The organism is Roseibium sp. HPY-6 (genome assembly GCF_040530035.1).
Taxonomy (GTDB): Bacteria; Pseudomonadota; Alphaproteobacteria; order Rhizobiales; family Stappiaceae; genus Roseibium.
Genome location: NZ_JBEWCD010000001.1, coordinates 1,115,286 through 1,131,209 on the forward strand (window position 1 = coordinate 1,115,286; position 15,924 = coordinate 1,131,209).

Genomic DNA, 15,924 nt, shown 5'->3' on the forward strand with positions numbered 1-15,924 from the left:
GAACGAAGGTGAGCAGTTTCACCACCACCGGATCGACAACCTGCTGACGCCCGCCCCTGATTGTACATCGGACCGGTCCGGGAGATCACTCAAGGCTTATGTGGAAGACTTGGATCGTTTCGTTTCACCGGTTCAAAATTCAAAGCCAATTAGACGGCGAGCCGACCTTTTCAGAGATCGGTTTTCGAGCTGACAGCGACTTTATACCAAGCTCAACCGCCCTGCTGTAAAACTCTGTCTTTTCCGACCTGATATGACTGCCTAATTCACGTCCTCCTGACTACTGTCCAGTGGTAATTTACAATAAATACGATAATCATTGAAGAGTTTTGAAACGTATTCGTGACTCACCACTGCTTCCAAGCCCGAGATATAGCCTTTTCCAAATGCCATCTCCGCACAATCCGTTTTTGTTGTACCTGAGATACAGGACCCTATTTCTTCCAGGACGGTTTTATCATAGAAGTTGGTTACTGCTGATTTCCCGTGCAGCAGCAAAGTAAGGCCTTTAAGATGCTGATCTGGCTCTGTTATCCGGATGGAATGAATGCCAGCAAGCCAGAAAAGTCGGGTCATCTCTTCGTCGATGGAGTCGGGAACAGAATCGTCGACGATCCTTTCCATTAATGACGTCGTAAATGCACGTTTGGCAAACAACCAGAACAGCTGTTTTGAGTCCCCCTTAAGTGTGGAAGCCCATTCTTCGTGCGTTGGACAAAAGGACTGTGCATACTCGGTGCTCTGATCGGTTGCACCTGTGCCGATCCACAAAACGGATAAGACCAACGCGATTTTTACAAGATTGGGATTTTTCATCTCAGCTCACTTCGAGTAAGGCAACTATGTTCATGAAATGTTCCACGCATTAGCTTTAAAAGCAACCCCAAATTGCACTGGCTGTGTCTTCGTCAACGCCCAACAAATTGCCTCGCCAGCAAATGCTCGAGGGCATCTCCTTCCCATCGCAGGCCCTTCTGCTCGACTAGAGCCCGAAAAGGCCCGGGTCACGACCCGCAGCTTTGATAAGCTGACGTGCACTCAGCAAGCTCAGGCCCAGAAGCTTAGCGAACCGCGCCTGAGCAAACAGCAGATAATTCCTTATCACAAAGTATTTCCGGGAAATGGATTGTACTCTCGCGTCGAAAATAATTTCATGCACAGCCTTTAGTTCTGTTTTTTATTCATCTCGCAAATTCAATGTGGTCTCTTCACACCAGTCACGAAATGCGGTTACGGCCTTCGACACTGAATCGTGTTTCGTAGTGGTTTCCAGACTGGGAATGTATCCATTTCGATAGGCCACGGCCGCGCAATCCAGTTCGGCGCTCCCTGAAATACACTCCGACATTTCAGAAAGTGCTTCTTGACTATAGTGTTCTTTGATTGCGGGCTTCGATATCAAGCCAAAGTAAATGTCCCGTATATAGTCCGAATATTCTTCTTTCTGGTAAGTATGAATACTAAAGTCAAAAATAAACCTTAGAAATTTATCATCCTCAAGTAAATTATCTCCCTCACCGGATTCGCTAATTGCTTTCGTGTACACTCTATCGACATAAAACCATAACGAAGGTTTGATTTGCGGATCAAGAGTGGAACTCCACTCCTGATCGCTGGGACATGGGTTGAACTTGTCTTCGTCAGAGCCCTGAACGCCTGTCGCAACGCTCGTCAACAACACCAGAACAAGACAACCTGTAATCGCCGACTTTTTCGTCATGGTTCCTCAATGCAACATCCCAATACTGTTCCCTGTATGTTCTCACATGTATTCAGAAAGCACAACCAAAAATTGATTGCCTTGTGTTTGGGCCGTCTCGCAGTGTTTGAACAATTCTCTTGTGAACGGACGAACAAGTCGGTTTTGACCGACGACTGCTTTTACGCAAATCCAAAGAGTTTCGGATCTCTGCCAGCAGCCAGGATCAACTGCCTGGCCCGGATGGGGTTTTCTTTGATAAGCTGCGCTTGCTGGTCGAGATCAGTCCTGTCCAGATCAAACGGACTAAGTCCGCCGGACTTGCCGGTTCGGCCCTGTTCTCGAGGACCTGACGGTTTGCGAGTGGGCACAACCCTCTCTGGTTTAGAACGTGGTTTAGCACGGACTGGAAAGGCAACGTTGCCCATGTGATTTTGCGCGCCCCCAAATTCGGGCTTGCCCCTGGGAGGGCGCGGGTTATTTCCACTGTCTCGTTGGCGCTAACACTAACCTCATTCCGATGGGATCTATAGCCTGGCTTCCGAAGCGGCACGGGAGTTGCCTCGACATTGAGTAAGCCCATTCGATGGATATCAAAAATCGAAGGCGTTCCAGTTGGTGTCTGATTTCCGGAAAGAATGTCTTGAAGTAACGCGCTGTTTTCTGTTTCTTCCTTGAAGCGCAAGAGGGCATCAGAGGGAGGAGAATACTGTTCGCCGATGCGTCGCTCGATATAGGCTAGCTTCTGACCGCATTTCCTATCCGTCGCGTATCCACCAGGTTTCCCATATCGCAAACCTTCCGCAGCATCAGCGAATGTTCGCGCCGACATCGCTTCAGGCCAACGGGTTGACACAGTCTCCACCCAATCCGCAAGACTGTCTTCAATACTGTCGTATTTTCGAAATCGATCAGTCTTATTGACGCGCTTGCCACCGATTTCTTCCCAGGTTTGGAAACTCTGAACATCGCCTTTCCAGGAATATCTCGCCTTAATGCCGAAATAGTTGTTCCCTTTGACAGACTGGCCGTACAACGTCTCCAGCGAAGCTTGGGCCGCTGCAAGCCGCGCCTGCGGATCCTGCAATCCAAAATTGCGTGCAGCAATATAGACCCGCCTTGAGAATTCGTTTACATGAGATGACATGAAAAAATTTATCCTTTTCTTTTTAGGATTTACTTCGGCAAATCCGGCATTTTCGCAATCTTACTTCTGCCCGGACGAGCTTGTTCCTTACACATTTACGCTTTTCGAAGATGTTCTCATGATAAATCGTGCATATCATCGCGCGTTTTGCCAAAGAAAAGAGGGCATAGAGTATGAATGCCTGGAAAAATGGACCGACGACACGCCTGTAAGCGTTTATTCAATACATGCGAAAGTCGACGAGACCGGTAATTTGGCATTTTGGAACTCGTCGGAAACGCTGGACAAAGCCCCCTGGCTTATCCCTAGATGTGAGTGAAAGTTCAAAACTTCGGTGCATCAAGGAAATCACTCAAACCCGTGAACATGGGAATGATATTTCCCGCTTCCTGTTACCAAATAAGGATCTTGCGCGATCTTCCAGACCCAACCGTCTGGCCCTCTTGCATTGTCGCCGCTATACGCCGGGTGCGGGTTTGCATAGTGAAGGCTGGGGCCCGCAGTGCTTTCACCACCGGCTGCACGCTCGGCAATCGTTTGGCGGACCAGTCGATCAATTTGGGCACCTGCTTTGGGTGCGTTCTGAAAACTACCGTATGGGTTGAGTGAAACTCTTTCTTTCAGTTTAGAGTTGCAATAGGATTTTGGCCCGTTTATTTTCGTGAACGCATCTTTTTGATTCACAACGCCTGAAACAGACCCCGGAAAGGGTCAGTCGTAAGCGACACGATTTAGGATCGTATCGACAATCGCTGCAACTCCAGTTTTGAGAACGTCCCCTTTCCAATTTGCGCCGACTTCGGTTTGAACAACACGAGTAATGTAATCAATGTCGACTTCATCCAGAAAGATACTGTCTGCATCTTTGTTTTTCATGGCATCATTATTCCTGATTTCCGGTTCATTCGCAGAGGAGAAAGAGTGCAAAAATTTGCTCTACGCAAATAAAGACAACACACTCGTGCTTTTCTTTCACAATGACAGTGACCGCCCCAGTTTCACGAAAGTCCGCGATGGTGAAGGCATAATATGTGAGGGAATTATTTCGTTTGGCGCCGGTGGCTTAAGCTTCTACTGCTCCCCAGAGGAAAATGGCATCATGTATGCTGCCTGGGGTATTGACGGCATCGATCCAGACAAAGACTTCTTATTCATGGACGAAGTCGTCACTGAACAGTGCGCGCGGTAGTAGCCGGAATGCGCCGTTGGGGTTCAGGTTCCAATTTTTCAAACATCCGTCGAAAAACCCGAAGTGTCACGAACTGCAAAAACAAGTTCATGCAGTTCTTTGTCGTTCAATTCGATTCTCATAGGTGCTGCCTTGCTTAAATTTCTGATTGGTTTGATCGTTGGTGCGTCAATATCGACTGCAGCGGCACAACACTACGTCACCTGCGGACAGGGAACACTCAAGGGGTACATTGTGCAGGATCAAGAGCGAAACGAGGTGTGCCGCGACCCCGCCGTTTGGAACCACTTCAGAGGTCCCGAAAGTTACATCATATGCGACGACTAAACCCGGAACATCTTCGGATCCCGTCCTGCGGCCAGGATCATCTGCCGGGCGCGTGCCGGATTGCGGTCCAGAAGCTCCGACTGCTGCTTGAGATCGATGCTGTTGTTGTCGAACGGATTGGCGCCGCCTGGCGCATCACCGAGCCCTGAGAGACTGTCTTCGGCAAAGGCGCTGTCGTGAATGAATGTGAGCAGCTTCACCACCACCAGATCGACACTTGTTGAAGGCCGCCCCTGATTGTACATCGGACCGGTCCGGGAGATCACTAAAGGCTTATGTGGAAGACTTGGATCGTTTCGTTTCACCGGTTCAAAATTCAAAGCCAATTAGACGGCGAGCCGACCTTTTCAGCGATCGGTTTTCGAGCTGACAGCGACTATATACCAAGCTCAACCGCCTTGCTGTAAAACTCTGTCTTTTCCGACCTGATATGATTGCCTAATTCACGTCTCCCTGGCCACTGTCCGGTGGTAATTCGCAAAACACTCGAAAATTGTCGAAATATTTAGAAATTGTTTCTTGTCGAACCACATCTTCCAAACCGGGAATATAACCTTTGTCAAATGCCATTTCTGCACAATCTGCCTTTGTGCCTCCAGAGATACACAATTCTATTTCTTCCAGGACAGCCTCGTTATAATGGTCTGTCACTCCCGGTTCATCCTGCAGCCGCAAAATGCGTTTCCTCAACTCCCAATCTTGCTCGACATCCCGGAAAGAGTGAATGCCAACAAGCCATAAAAGTCGCTCGTATTCGTCGTCGACCAACTCAGGATCGGTTTCGTCAGCAATTCGATCCATAGTCAGGGTCGTGAATGCACGCATCGCAAACAACCAGAACAACTGTTTTGTGTCACCTTTGAGCGTAGAAGCCCATTCTTCGTGCGTTGGACAATAGGACTTTGCCTGCTCGATGCTCTGAGCGGCTGCACCTGTGCCGATCCACAAAGCGGACAAGACCAACGCGATTTTTACAAGATTGGGATTTTTCATCTCAGCTCATTTCGAGTAAGGCAACTATGTTCACCAAATGTTCCACACACTAGCTTTGAAAGCAACCCAAAATTGCACTGGCTGTGTCTTCGTCGAGACCCCAACAAATTGCCTCACCGGCAAATGCGCGAGGGCATCTCCTTCCCATCGCAGGCCCTTCTGCTCGGCTAAAGCCCAAAGAGGCCCGGGTCACGACCCGCAGCTTTGATAAGCTGACGTGCCCGCATCGGGCTCAGTTCGAGGATCCTTGCTTGCTGCCTAAGGTCAGGACTTCTCAGATTGAAAGGGTTTAAAATCCCGCCCGCATCTGAATTTTCCAGGTCATTTTTAGCCTTAGGTTTTGGTCTTGGAACGACAGTCTGTGGTTTTGAACGCGGTGCTTCCGGCAATCGGCTTTCAAGTCGAGACTCATCTGGAAATTGCCGGCTTGATCCCCGAACAGGCTCTTGTTTCAGTCCTAAAAACTCTCGCGCAAGATTCAGAGAAACTTCATTGGCGTTGATATGCAAGACATAATTATGGGCGAGGTCAGCTCCGCCGCCCGCGGCGCTAACCAAAGCTCCACCATGTTCGTTTTCGCTACGGAACTGATTCAGCCCCAAGGCCGACTCAAGTACACTTCTTGCCTGTCTATGCTTTCTACTCTTTTTACCGAAATTTTCTATTTCTTCCATGATCCCATCATTGTGAAAACCATCAAATCCATAATATTCATAGAAATAGTCTTTGATTTGGGCGATATCACGGTCTCGCTGCTTCTGCGCGATATCCGCCTCCATGACCCTGGATAGCTTTTCTGCTGGTTCCAGTCTTCGGTCGTCGATTTCGTTCCTATTTTGCAATGCCTCCCGATCAGCTCTGTCAAATGCGCCGTCTATCCTTGACCCGACAAAGTTCTCGTTGAGACGTTTTTTCCAATATGTATCCAATACAAGTCTCCGTTGGTAAATAAGTGTTCTTTCGCTTCTATTTCCCTAAACTCGGAACATCTTCGGATCTCGTCCTGCGGCCAGGATCATCTGCCGGGCGCGTGCCGGATTGCGGTCCAGAAGCTCGGACTGCTGCTTGAGATCGATGCTGTTGTTGTCGAACGGATTGGCACCGCCTGGCGCGTCGCCAAGCCCTGCGAGACTGTCTTCGGCAAAGGCGCTGTCGTGAATGAAGGTGAGTAGTTTCACCGCCACCGGATCGACAACCTGCTGAAGGCCGCCCCGGTCGGACCGTGACAGGGCGCCCTTGTCGGCGAACCAGTCCGTCAGGTCGATCCCGGCCGCCTTCAGACCCGTCAGTGCCCGGTCGGCGCGGGCGACGGCGTTCTGATAACCGTCGCTCTCCGGGGGGCCGTAATCGCGCACCAGATCCCGGTGGGCGCTTTCCGCTGCCTGTTGGCGGGCTGCTGCCTCGCTGCCGGCGGCCTCCTCGTGGGAGGCATAGTGCTCAGCCATCTTGCCGACCCACCTGTCGTGGAGTTTCTGAGCTGCTTCCGGGTGAAGGCCCGCCTCTTCGAACCAGCCACCCGCCTCCTGGGCAAAGGCCTGATCATAGGGGAAGTTTTCCGGCAGGTTCTCCGGCATGGAAAACCGGTATCCGTTCTTCGGCGTCCAGCTTTTTGAGACTTCGGCATAAAATTCCGCCCGCTCGTCATCGCTGGCTTCGCTGCCGGGCACCTGGACCGACCCCATTAGTTCGCCATGAAGCGCCTTGTAACCGTCGAACACACCCGCCGCATCGCTCCATCCGTTTTGCGCAGCCAGAGCCTGATGCTCCTCGCTAAGGCCGGACAGGAACCCGCTCTCCGGCACATGAGCGTCCATCAGGCTGTCTTCAGGCGCCGCAATCGTGCCGGTTCCAGCGGTTTCGGAAAAATCACTCATCAAAGGTCCTCCTCGGGTCCGAATTCAGGCAGGGTTTCCAGGCGCGCAGCTTCCTGCAGCGCGGCGTGTTCTTCAGGCGAAATGCGGATCATCGACAGTATCCGCGCATAAAGCGCCTTGCGGCCGTCCAGATAGCCGCTTTCACGTGGCGACAGCTCTGCGGGCGCGGCCTGGTAGATCCCGCATTCCGCGCCAAGATCTGCCAGCACCGTCTCTCCCTCGGGACACAAAAAAACGGACCGATAGGCCCGCTCGATTGCAACTGCTCTGTCTTCGCGCCGCCGCGCGATCCGTCTAAGGCAGCGCCAAAGCATCGAGTCCTCCTTCGCTTTCGCTCAGGGTTTTCAGCATTGGCGCACCATCCCTGGCCATCTTCGCCATGCTCTCCCCGGCGGCAAGCTGCTGCTGCTGTGCAGCCTCCTCGGTGCGTTTCTGGCGCAGCGCCTCCACCTCTTCCGGCCGCCGTTTCAGTTTGGCCGGCAGACCGAGCGAGCGCCGGGTCAGGTCGTATTCCTCTTCCCGGTCGTGAAGATCCGCAATGGCGGGATCGGCCTGTGCCGCAATGCCCAGATACTCCTGGAAACCCATGATCGCCTCGAAATGGCCCGCCTCGCGCATCTGGTCGATCGGCGCGGTCGACGTCAGCGTGACGTCGGCCTCCAGAACACTTGGCGGCGGTTCCAGCGGCGAGCCGGGTGCAAAAGCGCCGCGGCGTCCGAGAATGCCGACTTCACGCTCGAACAGCGCATCGTTCCCGGATAGGATGTTGGTTGAGAACGGACCGATCATATCGGCCATTTCCTTGCGCCGGATGTTGACCTCGGTCGCCGTGCGCCCGTTTCCTTCCAGCAGCGTCTGCCACAGATCGCCGTAAAGTCCGACGCGCAGTTTCTCGCGAATATTCTCGATCTGGGCATCTGCCGCACCCGGGTTGACTGTCTCCAGCATCGGCCGGAACAGCGGCCTGCCCTGTTCGTCGATCAGGCCCGGGTTCGTCCGGCCCGGATTGAGATCGAGCTGCCGTTCCTGGCGATGGGTCGCGATCGGCGGCCGTACCGCCTGGGAACTTGCGATCAGGCCATCGCGGGCAAGGCTTTGCAGGCTCTTGATATCGCTCATCAGTTTGGCCTGCGGGGGCGAGCCGTAGGGCGACAGCCCGTCCCGGTCCCATCGGCTGATCACCAGCGGATATTCGAAATACCCGCCCCGCCGGCAGATGTGATTGCTCTCTTCCTCAAAATGGATGCTTTCATAGCGCGACTTGCGAATGTCGGCCGCCTCATCAAATCCGCCCTCACGCATGAAACAGGCGTGGATGAACCGGTATTCCGCCGACTTGCGTTTGGGATCCTCAGCATCATCTTTCACCCGTTGAGAGACCTTGCCGTCATACTCCTTGACCGCCTGCCAGGCCTTCAGCGTTCGCACGCGGAAAAAGCCGCAATCGTTCCCCTGGGCATCGACCAGCAGATAGATTTCATAAAGCGGTACGTACCGGTAATGGACCGGCGTGCGGATATCGGCCAGATTTGTCTCGTTTTCGATCGGAAACAAAACCCCGGTGCCGAGCTTGACGGTCGACAGAAGCCGCGACCGGTTCGCAAGCGCAAACCCTGATCGCCCCGAATAGCGCACGCGGAACAGATGGTCGCGCACCAGTTCGAAGAATTCTTCATCCTCCTGGCTTGGCGGCGGCGAAAACGGGTCCCCGAACCCGACGCCATGCCAGTTGAAGCCCTCCGGCATGGTCAGCGAACCGACCCCGGAGGCCAGCCTGTCGAGCAGCCAGACCGCCGTCGGGTCATAGAGCTTGCGCGAGCGCTCGCGGGCCGCGGAACGCCGGAACACGCTCATGCCGTCGGGAGCAATGATGCCCCCCGGCCGGTTGAACGCCCGCTCCATGTCGGGCGCCGTATATGTCACATAATCCTGCCAGTCGGTCTCATACCAGTGGCGTTCGGATTTCGCGACTTGAAGCTCCTGCTTCAGATCGTCTGCGATACCCATTGTTTTCAAGCCCGTCCCAAAAGTGTGACAGCCGGCCGCGACGCGCTCCCGAAATCGGAAACCCCCAGAGGACTGGTATGGGTCGTTGCCCGCGTGTTGTAAGCCGCCGCGCGGCGCCGGCGATTGTTTTCCTGCAGGTTTTTCGCCTGCCGCTGCGGGTTCGGTTCCCGCGGCGGCGGCGGCGTCGGTTCAGGCTCGGCGGGCTGCTTGGAGCCGCCTCCGAATAGGCACATGTCATTACCTCGCTGATGATGTTTTTTGAGAGGAGACCGGTGGTGCACGTGGCGGAATCCCGTTGTCGGGTCGCTTGCGCATGTCTGCGTCTTAAGAGTGCTGCCGGTCGATTGAAGGCTGAGCCTGTCAATCGTGTAATGGGTTCAACCGCGGCTTTTGACGCGGGATCGGCTGAACATCCGGCAAGGGCTTGGTCGGCAACACCCGATGCGGCTCTGGCTTGGGCTTCGGCATCGGTTGATGGTCCTGCTCGTTTGCCCTGTTGCCGGCCGTCAGCTGGTCGGGGTTTGGCAGCCTGGCCGCGTGCATAAGCTGTTTTCTGGCCGCCTCGAACGGGTTCAGACCACTGGTGTCCGGCCACTCCAGGCCATAGGCCTTGGCCAGTTCCCGGTCGGCCTTCTCCCGCGCTGCCTGCTGGCGTTGACGTGCACCGTTCACATGCGCCTGGAAAGCCTCCGTCAGCACATGCCGCTTGCCCGCTTCATCGTCATAGCTCAGCGTCATGCGCGGGCCATAGCCGTCCCGGTCCATGCTCCCCCAGGCCAGGTCCCTCTCCGTCTTGCCGTTCGGCTCCAGATACCATTTGCGCGCACGGATCCCTTCTGACGCCAGCAAGGCTTCCACATCCGCACGCACATAGCCGTGACCGTCCTTCTCAGGGTCGATATAGGCCTTCTCAACCGGGTACTTCATCACCGTGCCGTCGTCGGTGGCAAAGGCCGAGCGGTCCCATCTCAGCTTGAACAGCTCGCCCGCCAGTACCTCCGCCATGTGAATGTTGCCCGTGTCGATGTAGCTTTCCCGGCGCAGGTCCTCGTAATGCTCAAGCGCCTCCTGCTCTTCTTCCGGCGTGCGCCCCAGCTTGCGATACGTGTCATAGGAGGTCTTGCGCGCAAACCGGTCTTCACCCGGCTCCGCGGCCCGCTCCACCGGCGCCCGCGCCTCTTGGCCCGCCCCGGCACGAGGCTCGGGCGACAGGGACGGCGGCAGGATCTCAACCGACCCGGGCAACCGGTCTTGAATGGCAAACGGAGCTTCTCCTTCCGGGGCGCGCCCGGGCGACAGGTCCGGATTGCGGAGGTCCGGCGCGGCCAGAGGCACGGGTGCGCTCCTTCCGGCTTGCCTGATCAGCAGTTTGGCGATTTCCTCCGGTGTCATGCCATTGACGACCGCTTCACCCAGCTCTTCGCCGCCATCGCGGATCGCACCACGCACCTTGCCGATGGCTTCAGCGGCTTCTTCCTGGCTCTCCGTACTGCCGAACACCCAGTCGATGGCGCCGCCAACGGCCCCGGTCAGGGCATCGCGTCCTTCCACATAGGCAGCCAGCGCTGCGGAGCCCGCCACATCATCGGCGAGCGCCGCCATCTGCTGGATTACCTCGTTGTCCGGATAGGCTGCACCGTAAAGCTGCATCAGCGACACGATGTCGTCGATATTGCCCAGAACATCCCAGGCTTTCTTCAGCGGCCCGATCGGCGTGAGGGTTATGGCAAGGTCGATACCGGCTTCTGCCGCAAGGTCCTTTAGCTGTTCCCTCGTAAACTCGATCCCAAGCGATTGAGCAGCCTCCAGATAGGGAAGTCCGCTTTCCTCCGCTTCTCTTGTAATCAGATCGTGCATCGCATAGGCAGCAGCACCGGTAATAAAGATCGGCGCACCAAGATCGAACAGCTTCCGGCCTCTTTTTGCAGCCCGTTTTCTGTTGGTCTTGCGCTTTTTGCGATCCTCCAAGACATTCGTTTGCCGAGCTTCTTCCTTTACCTTGAGCGCAGCTTCGTAGCTTTCCGGAATGTCCGGCTGCTGCTTTTCCAGACTGCTGAATTGACCGAACCCGCCACCATTTGGGGAGGCATTTTCGACGATATGGTCGTGTTGTTTGCGCGTGAGATCAACTTCTGGGTGCGTCAGAAGTGAAATCATCAGTGATTTGAAACTGACGCGTTCAAATTGGAGACGGCCAAGACCGGTGTCTGCATTGAAGGTGTTTTTCAAAAAGTCCTTATCGGCTGAAATGACGACAAAGTCATAGTGTTTCCGGTTTTCCCACATGAAGCGGCGGACATCCATGTCCCACTGCTCCTTACCACCCCTTTCCGAATTCTTTTTTTTGTCCGGGTCAAATTTTTGCCTGTCTTTCTCGCGCTTGACGCTTTTTGCTTTAAGCACCCGGTTTTGGTAGGTTCTCTCCTTGATCCAGGATTGGAAATCATCAAAAAACTCATCAGCAATGCTGTTTTTGAGTTCAGAATCCTCAACACCCGGCACATAAAGGATCTTGTCATTGGTTGCCAGTGCGGCGTCGAGAACGGCAAAGAGTTTGTTCTTTCTTTGTTCCGCTGGCAAACCGCGCTCAACCGTGGCATCGAGAAGCGTTCCAAGCTTGGCGTGATCCAGTGCGACAACGATCGACTTGGTCATTTGTATTTCTCCGCCAGGGCTGCCTTTTCCGCGTTCCTTTCCTTCACAAAGTCGGCAAATTCCTCTGATTTGGTTGAGGTGAATTCTCCGGTCAGGACGCCAATGGCAAGATTTTCACCCCACCAGTTGACCTCATGCTTGCTGACTGGGAAGTCGACCTTCATGCAATACCATTCAAAAAAATCGGAAAGAAGTTGATAGGTCTGCTTGGGATTATCCTCGTAGGCAGGATCGTCCTCCTTGACGATTCCGCCATGGGCAAGCTTCACTTTTTTCCACTCGGCCACGACTAAAAGCGCGTCCCGGGTTTCTTTGTGCTTCATCAGCAGGTCTGCATAGTCCTGAACTTGCGAGATGGAGATCTCCTGCTCCATAATCTCAATGCTGTCCCGGTAGAGATAGTCGATCCCTTCCTGTCCGAATTCTTCGAAGTGGTCTCCCAGCTCTTCCCGCCAACCGGTGATATCTTCAAAATCTGCCATTGCTCTCTTCCGAATACCCTAAGCAAAAATGTTCATGAATTGTTCTGAACTTCAAGTCTCGATACGCCACATGAAATCGAGAAGCGTTCCAAGCTTGGCGTGATCCAGTGCGACAACGATCGGCTTGGTCATTTGTATTTCTCCGCCAGGGCTGCATTATACGCGTTCTCTTCCTTCACAAAGTCGGCAAATTTCTCTGATTTGGTTGAGGTGAATTCTCCGGTCAGGACGCCAATGGCAAGATTTTCGCCCCACCGGTGGACCTGATGCTTGCTGACTGGGAAGTCGGTCTTCATGCAATACCATTCAAAAAAATCGGAAAGAAGTTGATAGATATGCGAGGGCCTATCCTCATGGGCAGGATCGCCCTCCTTGACGATTCCGCCATGGGCAAGCTTCACTTTTTCCCACTCGGCCACGACTAAAAGCGCATCCCGGATTTCTTTGTGCTTCATCAGCAGGTCTGCATAGTCCTGAACTTGCGTGAGTGAGACCATTTGTTCCAGGATCCCTCGACTGTGCCGGTACAGATAATTGATCCCCTCCTGCCCAAACTCCTCGTAGTAGTCCTCCAACTCATCCTGCCAACCGGTGATATCTTCAAAATCTGCCATTGCTCTCTTCCGAATATCCTACGCAAAAATGTTCATGAATTGTTCTGAACTTCAAGTCTCGATACGCCACATGAAATCGAGAAGCGCTCCAAGCTTGGCATGATCCAGTGCGACAACGATCGGCTTGGTCATCTGTATTTCTCCGCCAGGGCTGCCTTTTCCGCGTTCCTATCCTTCACAAAGTCGGCAAATTCCTCTGATTTGGTTGAGGTGAATTCTCCGGTCAGGACGCCAATGGCAAGATTTTCACCCCACCAGTTGACCTGATGCTTCCTCACCGGGAAGTCGGTCTTCATGCAATACCATTCAAAAAAATCGGAAAGCAGTTGATAGGTCTGCTTGGGACTATCCTCATACGCAGGATCGTCCTCCTTGACGATTCCGCCATGGGCAAGCTTCACTTTTTTCCACTCGGCCACGACTAAAAGCGCATCCCGGGTTTCTTTGTGCTTCATCAGCAGGTCTGCGTAGTCCTGAACTTGCGTGAGTGAGACTTCCTGCTCCATAATCTCAATGCTGTTCCGGTAGAGATAGTCGATCCCTTCCTGTCCGAATTCTTCGAAGTAGTCTCCCAACTCTTCCCGCCAACCGGTGATATCTTCAAAATCTGCCATTGCTCTCTTCCGAATACCCTAAGCAAAAATGTTCATGAATTGTTCTGAACTTCAACTCTCGATACACCACATGAAATCTAGAAGCGCTCCAAGCTTGGCGTGATCCAGTGCGATTACTCTGTCTTTCATCATCGGTGCTTCTCCGAAAATGAAGCATCGAACTCGACTGTTTCCTTGTATTGGTCAGCAAACTCCTTGGATCTTGTCGAAGCAATTTCTCCCTGAAGAACACCAATCGCAAGCTTCTTGCCCCATCTGCTGACCCTGTTTTTTAAGCATGGGAAGTCGGTTTTCATGCAATACCACTCATAAAAATCGGCAAGCAGATAAATGATCTCCTTGGGACGATCCTTATAGGCTGGATCGCCCGGTTCGACGATGCCTCCTGGATGGGCAAGCTTCACTTTTTGCCACTCGGCGAAAACTAAAAGCGCATCCCGGGTTTCTTTGTGCTTCATCAGCAGGTCTGCATAGTCCTGAACTTGCGAGATAGAGACCTCCTGCTCTATAATCTCAATGCTGTTCCGGTAGAGATAGTCGATCCCTTCCTGCCCGAATTCTTCGAAGTGGTCTCTCAGCTCTTCCCGCCAACCGGTGATATCTTCAAAATCTGCCATTGCTCTCTTCCGAATATCCTAAGCAAAAATGTTCATGAATTGTTCTGAACATCAAGCGCGCCAGGTTTGATCAATGATGTCGATCTTGGCGGCGGCGCGGATGGTCACCTTCTGTGTCATTCACCATCCTCTGGGTAGATGAACCATGGCGCGAACGTTTTCTCCGCGAAAGCCCTGGCCTCCGCATAATCGAGTGATGCCAAATTGCCCGCGACAACGGCGATTGCCAGTTCCTTGCCCTTGGAAAGCGGAAAACCTCGAAAAGGAACCCGCGTCTTCGACCCAAACCAGGCTATAAATTCTTCAAGAGTATAAGACGCATCCAGCGGGTTCTTTTCCCAGTATTCGTCATCGTTCTCGGTCAAATCCGGGCGGGTCTCCAGAAAAGCCCGAAACTCCATTCTCCGTCTGACTGCGTCTCGAATATCGTCGTGCTTCAGCATCAATCCGGCAAGCTCCAAAATGACATCGAACGGAAGTCTGATTTCGCTGTCGTTCAGATGTTGCCAGAAGTAGGCTTTGCCTTCTTCGCTTTCCTCAAACGCCTCCAACTCCTCCCGCCAACCGGTGATATCTTCAAAATCTGCCATCAGAACCATTCCTGTTTTGCCGCCGCAATATGTTCACGAAGTGTTCTGAATTGCAACCAGCGCGCGCGCAGTCACTCGCGCAGCTCGGAAAATGCTGCTCTCCTGTGTCGTGCAACCCTGGCCGCACTTTCCCAATGTACCGTGATGAGGCCTGTTTTAGCCCCGTTTTGACGAAGCGTCCATCGGACGAAGATGTCTGAAACACCATTTCAGACAGACACTTCAAAAAGAATAAGTAAAATCAGGAGCTTGCAGACTATTTCCATTGAGCGCCCCGGGCACATTTTTTGCGCATGTTCATACCAGTCTCGAAAGTTACCCGAATTCTGTGAGCTTGGAACCGAATTGCGATTGTCTTTCCGCGTTGCTCCCCCTACAGCAAACATCAATGATTTTCGTTCTTTCCATCGCGCTCGCCTATGCGCTCACCAATATCGACGGCCTCTTTGCCTACTTCGCGATCGCGACGTCCGGCCGGTACCGGCAGGCACTGTCCGGTTTTCTTGTTGCTCAGGCGATCGTGGTCACAGGGGCTTACGTCACAGGTGTCGGCGTCACGGTTCTGACGCCCCATGCGCTTGGCTATCTCGGGGTGATCCCGCTTGGGCTCGGCATCTGGGAAATCTGGAAGAACCGGGCCCGGTCCGGCGTTTCAGCGGACACATCGAAACCCGCCCATTCGCTGGTCAGCGCCGCAGTGATATTCCTGGCCCTCAGCGCCGACACATTCATCATGATGGCCGCCTTCTTCGCCGACACGGCCGAGCTTCTGGACCGGCACGTTCTGCTCGGGGCGCTGATTGCCATCACGGGTCTTGTGATTGCCGGAACACTGCTTGCCAGGAGCCTGGGTCAGAACAGAAAGGTCCAGGCCTTCTTCGAAAAGCTCTCGCCTTATGTGATGATCCTTGCAGGGATCTACATCCTGCTCGACACGGCGACCGACACCTATTGAGCTGCGTGATCCAGTGGGATCAACCGCCTGCCCGCACAAGCCCCAACCGCTTCAGCGTTTGACGGCATTGCCGGCAGAGCGGTTCATTTTTCCCGCCACGATAGTAACTGAGCGCGATCACCGCGCCATATAGCGCCCATCCCTTCGCACGCCGCCACTGT

The 15,924-nt window shown here is 53.6% G+C and carries 19 protein-coding genes; 3 read left to right on the plus strand and 16 right to left on the minus strand.

The window, feature by feature from the left end; all coding sequences use genetic code 11:
• Positions 1-261 precede the first annotated feature (261 nt).
• From ABVF61_RS05310 to ABVF61_RS05320, 3 genes are all read right to left on the minus strand, one after another.
• Positions 262-816 (minus strand): hypothetical protein, encoded by a 555-nt coding sequence (locus ABVF61_RS05310; RefSeq protein ID WP_353992476.1) that lies wholly within the window; start codon positions 814-816, stop codon positions 262-264.
• Positions 817-1,177: 361 nt separating this feature from the next.
• On the minus strand, positions 1,178-1,720 hold the full coding sequence (locus ABVF61_RS05315) for a hypothetical protein (RefSeq protein WP_353992477.1): 543 nt from the start codon (positions 1,718-1,720) through the stop codon (positions 1,178-1,180).
• A gap of 205 nt (positions 1,721-1,925) precedes the next feature.
• A complete protein-coding gene (locus ABVF61_RS05320) occupies positions 1,926-2,846 on the minus strand; it encodes a glycoside hydrolase family 73 protein (RefSeq protein WP_353992478.1) in 921 nt (306 codons plus the stop codon).
• Here ABVF61_RS05320 and ABVF61_RS05325 point away from each other — a divergent pair.
• A complete protein-coding gene (locus tag ABVF61_RS05325) occupies positions 2,845-3,165 on the plus strand; it encodes a hypothetical protein (protein ID WP_353992479.1) in 321 nt (106 codons plus the stop codon). The genes ABVF61_RS05320 and ABVF61_RS05325 overlap by 2 nt on opposite strands.
• 392 nt (positions 3,166-3,557) lie before the next feature.
• Here ABVF61_RS05325 and ABVF61_RS05330 read toward each other — a convergent pair whose 3' ends face one another.
• Positions 3,558-3,722 (minus strand): hypothetical protein, encoded by a 165-nt coding sequence (locus tag ABVF61_RS05330; RefSeq protein ID WP_353992480.1) that lies wholly within the window; start codon positions 3,720-3,722, stop codon positions 3,558-3,560.
• Between ABVF61_RS05330 and ABVF61_RS05335 the strand changes: the two genes are divergently transcribed.
• Entirely contained in the window at positions 3,721-4,035 is a 315-nt protein-coding gene (locus tag ABVF61_RS05335; RefSeq protein ID WP_353992481.1) for a hypothetical protein, read from the plus strand. The genes ABVF61_RS05330 and ABVF61_RS05335 overlap by 2 nt on opposite strands.
• Before the next feature lie 323 nt (positions 4,036-4,358).
• Here the strand turns inward: ABVF61_RS05335 and ABVF61_RS05340 are convergent, their stop codons facing one another.
• From ABVF61_RS05340 to ABVF61_RS05395, 12 genes are all read right to left on the minus strand, one after another.
• Positions 4,359-4,607, minus strand: coding sequence for a hypothetical protein (locus tag ABVF61_RS05340; protein ID WP_353992482.1), 249 nt, complete (start codon positions 4,605-4,607; stop codon positions 4,359-4,361).
• 193 nt (positions 4,608-4,800) lie between these two features.
• Positions 4,801-5,355 carry a hypothetical protein gene (locus ABVF61_RS05345; protein ID WP_353992483.1) on the minus strand — a complete coding sequence of 185 codons (555 nt, stop codon included), beginning with the start codon at positions 5,353-5,355 and terminating at the stop codon, positions 4,801-4,803.
• A gap of 167 nt (positions 5,356-5,522) precedes the next feature.
• Entirely contained in the window at positions 5,523-6,284 is a 762-nt protein-coding gene (locus ABVF61_RS05350) for a hypothetical protein (protein ID WP_353992484.1), read from the minus strand.
• Positions 6,285-6,329: 45 nt separating this feature from the next.
• Positions 6,330-7,229: a hypothetical protein gene (locus ABVF61_RS05355; RefSeq protein WP_353992485.1), complete on the minus strand. Its 900-nt coding sequence runs from the start codon at positions 7,227-7,229 to the stop codon at positions 6,330-6,332.
• Positions 7,229-7,543, minus strand: coding sequence for a Bbp19 family protein (locus tag ABVF61_RS05360; RefSeq protein ID WP_353992486.1), 315 nt, complete (start codon positions 7,541-7,543; stop codon positions 7,229-7,231). The genes ABVF61_RS05355 and ABVF61_RS05360 overlap by 1 nt, the downstream gene beginning before the upstream one ends.
• Positions 7,524-9,236, minus strand: a complete 1,713-nt coding sequence (locus ABVF61_RS05365; protein ID WP_353992487.1) for a portal protein — start codon at positions 9,234-9,236, stop codon at positions 7,524-7,526. Before ABVF61_RS05365 ends, ABVF61_RS05360 begins: the two co-directional genes overlap by 20 nt.
• 360 nt (positions 9,237-9,596) lie before the next feature.
• Positions 9,597-11,891 (minus strand): hypothetical protein, encoded by a 2,295-nt coding sequence (locus ABVF61_RS05370; RefSeq protein WP_353992488.1) that lies wholly within the window; start codon positions 11,889-11,891, stop codon positions 9,597-9,599.
• Positions 11,888-12,373: a hypothetical protein gene (locus tag ABVF61_RS05375; protein ID WP_353992489.1), complete on the minus strand. Its 486-nt coding sequence runs from the start codon at positions 12,371-12,373 to the stop codon at positions 11,888-11,890. Before ABVF61_RS05375 ends, ABVF61_RS05370 begins: the two co-directional genes overlap by 4 nt.
• Positions 12,374-12,501: 128 nt before the next feature.
• On the minus strand, positions 12,502-12,987 hold the full coding sequence (locus tag ABVF61_RS05380; RefSeq protein WP_353992490.1) for a hypothetical protein: 486 nt from the start codon (positions 12,985-12,987) through the stop codon (positions 12,502-12,504).
• Between the two features lie 128 nt (positions 12,988-13,115).
• Positions 13,116-13,601 (minus strand): hypothetical protein, encoded by a 486-nt coding sequence (locus ABVF61_RS05385; protein WP_353992491.1) that lies wholly within the window; start codon positions 13,599-13,601, stop codon positions 13,116-13,118.
• Between the two features lie 128 nt (positions 13,602-13,729).
• Complete coding sequence (locus ABVF61_RS05390; RefSeq protein ID WP_353992492.1) at positions 13,730-14,218, minus strand: hypothetical protein; 489 nt, start codon at positions 14,216-14,218, stop codon at positions 13,730-13,732.
• Positions 14,219-14,334: 116 nt separating this feature from the next.
• Positions 14,335-14,808, minus strand: a complete 474-nt coding sequence (locus tag ABVF61_RS05395; RefSeq protein WP_353992493.1) for a hypothetical protein — start codon at positions 14,806-14,808, stop codon at positions 14,335-14,337.
• A 388-nt stretch (positions 14,809-15,196) separates the two neighbouring features.
• Between ABVF61_RS05395 and ABVF61_RS05400 the strand changes: the two genes are divergently transcribed.
• Positions 15,197-15,763 carry a hypothetical protein gene (locus ABVF61_RS05400; RefSeq protein WP_353992494.1) on the plus strand — a complete coding sequence of 189 codons (567 nt, stop codon included), beginning with the start codon at positions 15,197-15,199 and terminating at the stop codon, positions 15,761-15,763.
• Positions 15,764-15,924 lie beyond the last annotated feature (161 nt).

What these genes read in the sequence shown, in the direction of transcription:
- ABVF61_RS05310 (WP_353992476.1), bottom strand. Translation starts at nt 816, where the DNA reads ATGAAAAATCCCAATCTTGTAAAAATCGCGTTGGTCTTATCCGTTTTG.
- ABVF61_RS05315 (WP_353992477.1), bottom strand. Translation starts at nt 1,720, where the DNA reads ATGACGAAAAAGTCGGCGATTACAGGTTGTCTTGTTCTGGTGTTGTTG.
- ABVF61_RS05325 (WP_353992479.1), top strand. Translation starts at nt 2,845, where the DNA reads ATGAAAAAATTTATCCTTTTCTTTTTAGGATTTACTTCGGCAAATCCG.
- ABVF61_RS05320 (WP_353992478.1), bottom strand. Translation starts at nt 2,846, where the DNA reads ATGTCATCTCATGTAAACGAATTCTCAAGGCGGGTCTATATTGCTGCA.
- ABVF61_RS05335 (WP_353992481.1), top strand. Translation starts at nt 3,721, where the DNA reads ATGGCATCATTATTCCTGATTTCCGGTTCATTCGCAGAGGAGAAAGAG.
- ABVF61_RS05330 (WP_353992480.1), bottom strand. Translation starts at nt 3,722, where the DNA reads ATGAAAAACAAAGATGCAGACAGTATCTTTCTGGATGAAGTCGACATT.
- ABVF61_RS05340 (WP_353992482.1), bottom strand. Translation starts at nt 4,607, where the DNA reads ATGTACAATCAGGGGCGGCCTTCAACAAGTGTCGATCTGGTGGTGGTG.
- ABVF61_RS05345 (WP_353992483.1), bottom strand. Translation starts at nt 5,355, where the DNA reads ATGAAAAATCCCAATCTTGTAAAAATCGCGTTGGTCTTGTCCGCTTTG.
- ABVF61_RS05355 (WP_353992485.1), bottom strand. Translation starts at nt 7,229, where the DNA reads ATGAGTGATTTTTCCGAAACCGCTGGAACCGGCACGATTGCGGCGCCT.
- ABVF61_RS05360 (WP_353992486.1), bottom strand. Translation starts at nt 7,543, where the DNA reads ATGCTTTGGCGCTGCCTTAGACGGATCGCGCGGCGGCGCGAAGACAGA.
- ABVF61_RS05365 (WP_353992487.1), bottom strand. Translation starts at nt 9,236, where the DNA reads ATGGGTATCGCAGACGATCTGAAGCAGGAGCTTCAAGTCGCGAAATCC.
- ABVF61_RS05370 (WP_353992488.1), bottom strand. Translation starts at nt 11,891, where the DNA reads ATGACCAAGTCGATCGTTGTCGCACTGGATCACGCCAAGCTTGGAACG.
- ABVF61_RS05375 (WP_353992489.1), bottom strand. Translation starts at nt 12,373, where the DNA reads ATGGCAGATTTTGAAGATATCACCGGTTGGCGGGAAGAGCTGGGAGAC.
- ABVF61_RS05380 (WP_353992490.1), bottom strand. Translation starts at nt 12,987, where the DNA reads ATGGCAGATTTTGAAGATATCACCGGTTGGCAGGATGAGTTGGAGGAC.
- ABVF61_RS05385 (WP_353992491.1), bottom strand. Translation starts at nt 13,601, where the DNA reads ATGGCAGATTTTGAAGATATCACCGGTTGGCGGGAAGAGTTGGGAGAC.
- ABVF61_RS05390 (WP_353992492.1), bottom strand. Translation starts at nt 14,218, where the DNA reads ATGGCAGATTTTGAAGATATCACCGGTTGGCGGGAAGAGCTGAGAGAC.
- ABVF61_RS05395 (WP_353992493.1), bottom strand. Translation starts at nt 14,808, where the DNA reads ATGGCAGATTTTGAAGATATCACCGGTTGGCGGGAGGAGTTGGAGGCG.
- ABVF61_RS05400 (WP_353992494.1), top strand. Translation starts at nt 15,197, where the DNA reads ATGATTTTCGTTCTTTCCATCGCGCTCGCCTATGCGCTCACCAATATC.